Below are 7,322 nucleotides of genomic sequence, written 5' to 3'. Positions count from 1 at the left end.
GCGGCGGGAGGCCGGGCGGCGGGTGCGTCCCCCAGGGCCTGGCCGCAGAGCACGCAGGAGGCCGAGCGCGGCGGATTGAACCCGTCACAGGTCGGGCAAACCACGGAGAGAGACGACAACAAGAGCTGTGACATGGGCGGAGGCGAATCTACGGGCGCGTAAAACGTCGGGTCAACGAAAGCGAACGCGATGGGTGGGACAAGCCTGGAAGAGAAATACGACAGGTTCCGTGGGGCAACGTTGCCCCCCCTCCGGCACGAAGTTACGATTCCCCCTGCTTCGATGATCCGCCTGAACGACATCCTCCAACGGGTTTCCTCGTACCACCCGGACCCCGACCTGGACATCATCAAGAAGGCCTACGTCTACTCGGCCAAGGTGCATCAAGGCCAACTGAGGAAGTCAGGCGAGCCCTATCTCGTCCACCCGCTGGAGGTGGCCGGCATCCTCGCGGACCTCAAGCTCGACGAGGCCTCCATCGTCACCGGTCTGCTCCACGATACCATCGAGGACACGCTCGCCACCGCGGAGGAGCTCACGGAGCTGTTCGGCGCGGAGGTGGCCCAGCTGGTGGACGGCGTCACCAAGCTGTCCAAGTTCTCCGCGTCCGCCACGCTCTCCCAGGAGGAGAAGCAGGCGGAGAACTTCCGGAAGATGATCATCGCGATGGCGCAGGACATCCGCGTCATCCTCGTGAAGCTGGCCGACCGCACGCACAACATGCGGACGCTGGACCACATGAACGAGGAGAAGCAGGCGCGCATCGCCCAGGAGACGCTGGACATCTACGCGCCCCTGGCGAACCGGCTCGGCATCTCCTGGATAAAGACGGAGCTGGAGGACCTGAGCTTCCGCTACGTGAAGCCGCAGGAGTTCTTCGGCCTCCAGGAGAAGCTCAACAAGCGCAAGAAGGAGCGGGAGAAGTACATCGAGGACACCTGCGACCTCATCCGCTCCAAGCTCGCCGAGCGCGGCCTGAAGGGCGAGGTCTCCGGCCGCTTCAAGCACGTCTACAGCATCTACAAGAAGATCAAGTCGCAGGGCATCGACTTCGACCAGATTCACGACATCATCGCCTTCCGCATCATCTCCCCCGCCGCGCCCGCCTGTTACGAGGCGCTGGGCCTGGTGCACGAGATGTGGAAGCCGGTGCCGGGTCGCTTCAAGGACTTCATCGCGATTCCGAAGCCCAACATGTACCAGTCGCTGCACACCACGGTGATTGGCCCGCTGAGCGAGCGCGTGGAGGTGCAGATCCGCACGGCGGAGATGCACAAGATCGCCGAGGAAGGCATCGCCGCCCACTGGAAGTACAAGGAGGGCAAGGCCGTCATCTCCAAGGATGACGAGAAGTTCGCCTGGCTGCGCCAGCTCATGGAGTGGCAGCAGGACCTGAAGGACCCCAAGGAGTTCCTCGAGACGGTGAAGGTGGACCTCTTCACCGACGAGGTCTTCGTCTTCACGCCCAAGGGCGACGTGCGCTCGCTGCCGCGCGGCGCGACGCCGGTGGACTTCGCGTACGCCATCCACTCGGACGTGGGCAACCGGTGCGTGGGCGCGAAGGTGAACGGGAAGATTGTTCCCCTGCGCTACAAGCTGAAGAACGGCGACACGGTGGAGGTGCTCACCAGCCCGCAGCAGCACCCGTCCAAGGACTGGCTCACCTTCGTCAAGACGAGCCGCGCGCAGCAGCGCATCCGTGGCTTCATCAAGCAGCAGCAGCGCGAGAAGAGCCTGCAACTGGGCCGCGAGCTGACGGACCGCGAGTTCAAGCGCTTCCAGCTCAACTTCAACAAGCTGCTCAAGTCCGGCGAGGTGAAGAAGGTCGCCGAGGAGCTGGGCTTCCGCATCGAGGACGACCTGCTGGTGGCCATCGGCTACGGCAAGGTGACGCCGCAGCAACTGGTGCATCGCCTGGTCCCCGAGGAGAAGCGCCACGAGGCGGAGTCCGCGCCCCGAGGTGATGCTTCCGGCAACGGCGCGCCTGCGGGTGGCTCGTCCATGCTCCCCGGCCTGTCCCGCGTGACGGACCTGGCCAAGCGCCTGGTGGGCCGCAGCAACCGCAGCGGCGTGCAGATTGGCGGCGTGGACGACGTGCTCGTGCGCTTCGGACGGTGTTGCAACCCCGTCCCTGGCGACCCCATCGCCGGCTTCATCACCCGGGGACGGGGCGTGACGGTGCACACGGTGGGCTGCGAAAAGGCGCTCGCGACGGACCCCGAGCGGCGCGTGGACGTGAGCTGGGATGTGAAGGGGGACTTCAAGCGCCCCGTCACCCTGCGCGTACTGACGGCGGACCGCACGGGCCTGTTGGCCGACATCTCCAACATCTTCTCGAAGAAGGGCGTCAACATCTCCCAGGCCAACTGTCGGGCCACGGGGGATGACCGGGCGGTGAACACCTTCGAGGTCATCATCTCGGACTTGAAGCAGCTCACGGACCTGATGCGCACCATCGAGCGCTTGAGCGGCGTCTACTCCGTGGAGCGAATCTAATCCGCCGCCTTTCGTGCTAGAGCGCCCGGGAAATCCGGTGGCCCTTCTGTCGGGGCCACCCGAACCCTCGAGGTGCCTTCATGGCTCGGAAGACTCTTCACTCGGACCAGGCTCCCAAGGCCATTGGCCCGTACTCGCAGGCGGTGCAGGTGGACGCCGGGAAGCTGACCTTCCTGTCCGGGCAGATTCCCCTGGACCCCGCCACCATGGAGATGGTGACGGGAGACGTCGTCGCCCAGGCGGAGCGGGTGATGCTCAACCTGCAGGCCGTGCTCGCCGCGGGCGGGCTGGACTTCAGCCACGTGGTGCGCTGCACCATCTTCCTCACGGACCTGGGTGACTTCGCCAAGGTGAATGAGGTGTACGGCCGCTACTTCACCGGCGCGCCCCCGGCCCGAGCCACCGTGCAGGTGTCCGCGCTGCCTCGCGGCTCCAAGGTGGAGATCGACGCCATCGCCGTCTCCTGAAGCGTCCCTTCACCGCCGTGCAAGGCAAGAGGCCGCCGGACCTTGTCGGTCCGACGGCCTCTGGTGCTTCAGGGCTTCGGAAACAGCAGCCGGCGTGGAGCGGATTACTTCCCGTCCGCCGCGACGGCGCCGGCCTTCTTCAGCTCCTCATCGATGACGCGCTTGAAGGCGTCCAGCGGCTGGGCGCCCACGAGCGTCCGGCCGTTGATGAAGAACGTCGGGGTGCCGCTGGCGCCCAGGCGGGAGCCCTCGGCGGCGTCCGCGTCGATCTGCGCCGCGAACTTGTTCTCGTCCAGGGCGGCCTTGAACTTGGCGACGTTCAGGTTCAGCTCCTGCGCGTACTTGTCCAGGGACGCGCGATCCAACGCGCGCTGGTTGGCGAAGAGCTTGTCGTGCATCTCCCAGAACTTGCCCTGCTCGTGAGCGGCCAGCGCGGCGGCCGCGGCGGCCTTGGCGTTGGCGTGCATGGGCAGCGGCTGGTTCTTGAAGGCGACCTTCACCTTGCCGCCGTACTGGTCCTCAATCTGCTTGAGCGTCGGGACGACGCGGCTGCAGAAGGGGCACTCGAAGTCGGAGAAGGCGACGATGGTGACGGGCGCGTTCTTCGGGCCCTTCACCGGGGCGTTGCCCACGTCCACCTTCTGCACGGGCGGCTCGGAGGGAGCGGCGCCCGGGGGAGGCGCGGCCGGGGCCTCGGCGACGTTCTGCGCGTTCAGCTTCGCGTACAGCTCCTCGGCCTTGGTGCCGGAGGCCAGCAGCTTGTCGGCCTTGGCGATCTCCTCGTCGATGAGGCGCTTGAAGGAGTCGAAGGGCTGCGCGCCCACCAGCTCACGGCCGTTGACGAAGAAAGTCGGGGTGCCACTGGCGCCCACGGCGCTGCCGGCGGCGCTGTCCGCCTCGACCTTCGCCTTGAACTTGCCGCCGTCCAGCGCGGCCTTGAACTTGGCGGTGTTCAGACCCAGCTCCTGCGCGTACTTCTCCAGGGAGGCCCGGTCCAACGCCTTCTGGTTGGCGAAGAGCTTGTCGTGGAACTCCCAGAAGCGGCCCTGCTCGTGCGCGGCCTCGGAGGCCTCGGCGGCCAGCTTCGCGTTGGCGTGGAAGGGCAGCGGCTGGTGACGGAACACCACGCGCACGTCCTTCGGGTAGTCCTTCTTGATCTGCGCCAGCGTGGGGCCGGCGCGGCTGCAGAAGGGGCACTCGAAGTCGGACCACTCGACGATGGTCACCTTGGCGGTGGCGGGGCCGAAGGCGGCCGCGTCGGCCGGCACGTCGATCTTCTTCACGGACGGGGCCTGCTGCTGCGGGGCGGCCTTGGGCGCGGCGCGCTCGGCGCCCTTCTCGATGATCTTCGCGTAGACCTGGCTGGCGGGGACGCCACCCTTCACCAGGGCCTCCGCCTTGCCCATCTCCTCGTCGATGAGGGCCTTGAAGTTGTCGATGGGCTGCGCGCCGGAGAGGAAGCGGCCGTTGATGAAGAAGGCCGGGGTGCCGCTGGCGCCGAGCTGGCTGGCCAGGGCCTGGTCCTGCTGGATGGCGTCCGCCAGCTTGGGGCTGGTCAGGTCGGCCTTCCATTTGTCCAGATCCAGACCAATCTCCTGCGCGAACTGCTGCAGGGAGGCGTCATCGAGCTTCTTCTGGTTGGCGAAGAGCTTGCCGTGCATCTCCCAATACTTGCCCTGCTCACCGGCCGCGAGGGCGGCGAGGGCCGCCGGCTTGGCGCGGGGGTGGAAGGACAGCGGGTTCTGGCGCATCACCACGCGCAGCTTCTTGCCGTAGTCCTCTTCCAGCTTCTCCACCGTCACGTTGGCGCGGCTGCAGAAGGGGCACTCGTAATCCGAGAACTCCACAATCGTGACAAGGGCATCGGCGCTACCCCGGGTGGGGGAGCCTTCGATGGGAACCTTGAACACGGTGGGGTCCACCGGGCGGCGCGCGGCGGGGTTGGCCTGACCAGCAGCTTGCGCGGCGGGCTTGGCATCAGTCTTCGAGGACGGGCCGCTGTACACACGGCCGCCAACGAAACCAAGCACCAGGCCGACCAGCAGGGCCACGATGATATTGGGCTTCATGGGTGGGTTCTGCTCCTTCGCCATAGGTCCGACTCCGGCCCCGAGCGTGGATGTACGAGAAAGATTGAGAGGGCCGGGGTACTTAACAGAGGGATTTCCAGACACGCAAGCCGAGTGGAGGCACGCTCCGCTCGTCAAACAGTCCCCTCAGCGGCCCGGAAACTGGGCGGTTCTCGGAAAAATTCCGCATGCTCGGATCTGCGTGGTGCAGGAGAGAACAAACCCGATGGAGAACGCAGTGCGAGTGGACACCTCTGGGGCGTATTGCCCCATGCCCATCCTGGAGATCGCCAAGGTGATGCGGCGCCTGCCCGCGGGGGCCCTGGTGGAGCTCATCTCCACGGACCGGGGATTGGAGGCGGATCTGCCCGCATGGTGTGAGGCCACCGGCCATGAACTCGTCCGCCTGGAGCGCCGGGGGACGAGCTACGTGGGCTGGGTGCGCAAGGCGGGCTGAGAGGCCCGCGCTAGAGCAACTGGAGGACGCGGTCCTCGAGACGACGGCCCCGACTCACGCCGAGGATGAGCACGCCGCTCTGGAGCAGGTGCGCCACCACGCGGCTGATGACCTGCTCCGGCTTCGCCTGACCGCCGAAGCGCACCACGAGGATGCTCTCGCCTTCCATGCGCGCGTCGGTGACGTCGGGCAGGGTGGTCAGCTCCGGGGGGATGACCGTGCCGCTGGCGATCTGCACGCGGAACTCCGCGCCCTGGCCCGTGAGCTCGGACATGGAGCCCGCCTGCGCCAGCGTGCCCTTGTCGAGGATGGCCGCCGCGTCGCACAGCTCTTCCAATTCCTGGAGGTTGTGGCTGGAGACCACCACCGTCTGTCTGCCCTTCATGTCCTTGATGACCTGACGCACCTGCGCGGCGATGCGCGGGTCCAGGCCCGCGGTGGGCTCGTCCAGCAGCACGAGGGGAGGGCGACCCATCAGCGCCTGCGCCATGGCCGTGCGCTTGGCCATGCCGTGGCTGAGCGCCTGCGTCTGGACCTTCCAGGCGTCCAGCAGACCGACCTGGTCCAGCGCTTCGCGGGCCTCGTTCTCGGGAGTGGCGAGGCCCGACAGCTTCGCCCAGTACGTCAGGAGCGCGCCCACCTCCCAGCCCGGGGGCAGCACCGCGTCCTGCGGCAGCGCGCCCACCCGGCCCTTGAGGGCGCCAGGCGTGGAGGGGTCCACGTCCATGACCGTGAGCGTGCCCTCGGAGGGATAGAGATAGCCACACATCATGGAGAAGGTGGTGGTCTTGCCGGCGCCGTTGGGGCCGATGAGGCCATACACCGCGCCGCGTGGCACCGAGAAGCTGACGCCGTTGACGGCGACCTTGGGGCCGAAGCGCTTGGTGATGCCGAACAGTTCAATCGCCAGGTCGCTCACAGGTCCCTCGCGCGCAGGGCGCCGTAGGCACCGAGGAGAAAGAGGGTCGCGAAGGCCGCGTAGGCCGCGCCGCTGACGCCGAACTCGGTGATGTTCGGGTGCAGCAGATCCCCCGCGTAGTTGGAGGGAGACAGGTAGCGCAGGAAGCGCAGCGCGCCCGTCTCTCCCGAGGCCCGGCCCACGGTGTCCATCAGCCAGAAGACGAACAGGAGGATGAAGTTGAAGACCAGGCTCACCCCGGGCGTGCGGAAGACGCTGGAGCACAGCGTCGTGAGGGCCACGTACGCCAGCGAGAAGACGATGGCGGCCAGCCAGAACTTGAGCAGGTTGAGGCTCATCGCCGCGAAGCCGAAGTCCGGGTTGGCGATGCGCGCGTAGACGAAGATGGCCAGGTCGATGACGAGCACCAGCCCCACCAAGAGCGCCGCCTGCGTCAGGAACTTGCCCAGCAACACCGAGGAGCGCCGCGCCCGCACCGTCAGGTAGCGCATGGAGCGGGGGGCGACCTCGCCGCTGATTTGATCGAACCCCATCAGCGCGACGTAGGCGGGCAGGAAGAAGAGGGTGACCTTGAAGACGAGGAGCACCTCGATGGGGACCTGCGCGAGCGCCTCCATCATCGAGGTGTCGTTGCTGGTGAGGAAGCCCAGCACGCCCTTGCGCGTCTCCTCCATCATCCTCGCGGTCGACTCCGCGTCGGCGCCGGCACCGGCCAGTCGCTCGTTCATCGTCGCGCGCAGGTCGCTGGTCAGCTTGCCAATCACCAGCAGCACCAGCGCGGAGAACATGCTGTAGAGCCCGAGCAGCACCACCGCGCGACCACTGCGCACGGCCCGGCGGAACTCGGCGCCGAAGATGACCAGGGTTTCTTTCAGTCCGTCCAAAGTGTGGGTGACCCTATCGGACTTGCACAC

The 7,322-nt window shown here is 66.9% G+C and carries 6 protein-coding genes; 3 read left to right on the top strand and 3 right to left on the bottom strand.

Annotated elements, in window-relative coordinates; genetic code table 11:
• The first annotated feature begins 282 nt into the window (after positions 1–282).
• Together HUW62_RS24405 and HUW62_RS24400 are read left to right on the top strand one after the other, a co-directional pair.
• Positions 283–2,496, top strand: a complete 2,214-nt coding sequence (locus HUW62_RS24405; protein ID WP_163870609.1) for a bifunctional (p)ppGpp synthetase/guanosine-3',5'-bis(diphosphate) 3'-pyrophosphohydrolase — start codon at positions 283–285, stop codon at positions 2,494–2,496.
• An 80-nt stretch (positions 2,497–2,576) separates the two neighbouring features.
• Entirely contained in the window at positions 2,577–2,963 is a 387-nt protein-coding gene (locus HUW62_RS24400; RefSeq protein WP_163870608.1) for a RidA family protein, read from the top strand.
• 104 nt (positions 2,964–3,067) lie between these two features.
• Here HUW62_RS24400 and HUW62_RS24395 read toward each other — a convergent pair whose 3' ends face one another.
• Positions 3,068–5,032, bottom strand: a complete 1,965-nt coding sequence (locus tag HUW62_RS24395) for a thioredoxin domain-containing protein (protein ID WP_176435764.1) — start codon at positions 5,030–5,032, stop codon at positions 3,068–3,070.
• Positions 5,033–5,258: 226 nt separating this feature from the next.
• On the opposite strand from HUW62_RS24395, the gene HUW62_RS24390 reads away from it, so the two are divergent.
• Entirely contained in the window at positions 5,259–5,489 is a 231-nt protein-coding gene (locus HUW62_RS24390; protein ID WP_163870606.1) for a sulfurtransferase TusA family protein, read from the top strand.
• A 10-nt stretch (positions 5,490–5,499) separates the two neighbouring features.
• Here the strand turns inward: HUW62_RS24390 and HUW62_RS24385 are convergent, their stop codons facing one another.
• The gene (locus tag HUW62_RS24385) at positions 5,500–6,408 is read right to left on the bottom strand and encodes an ABC transporter ATP-binding protein (RefSeq protein ID WP_163870605.1); all 909 of its coding nucleotides are present in this window, start codon (positions 6,406–6,408) and stop codon (positions 5,500–5,502) included.
• The gene (locus HUW62_RS24380) at positions 6,405–7,292 is read right to left on the bottom strand and encodes an ABC transporter permease (protein WP_240357121.1); all 888 of its coding nucleotides are present in this window, start codon (positions 7,290–7,292) and stop codon (positions 6,405–6,407) included. The genes HUW62_RS24385 and HUW62_RS24380 overlap by 4 nt, the downstream gene beginning before the upstream one ends.
• Between the last annotated feature and the right edge of the window lie 30 nt (positions 7,293–7,322).

The organism is Myxococcus sp. AM011 (assembly GCF_013372595.1).
In the GTDB taxonomy this organism is placed as follows: domain Bacteria; phylum Myxococcota; class Myxococcia; order Myxococcales; family Myxococcaceae; genus Myxococcus; species Myxococcus eversor.
This window is presented reverse-complemented; position numbering and strand designations above follow the sequence as displayed.

Bases quoted from the DNA above. Each gene is read 5' to 3' on its own strand.
- HUW62_RS24400 (WP_163870608.1), top strand. From the start codon at position 2,577: ATGGCTCGGAAGACTCTTCACTCGGACCAGGCTCCCAAGGCCATTGGC.
- HUW62_RS24390 (WP_163870606.1), top strand. From the start codon at position 5,259: ATGGAGAACGCAGTGCGAGTGGACACCTCTGGGGCGTATTGCCCCATG.
- HUW62_RS24395 (WP_176435764.1), bottom strand. From the start codon at position 5,032: ATGAAGCCCAATATCATCGTGGCCCTGCTGGTCGGCCTGGTGCTTGGT.
- HUW62_RS24405 (WP_163870609.1), top strand. From the start codon at position 283: ATGATCCGCCTGAACGACATCCTCCAACGGGTTTCCTCGTACCACCCG.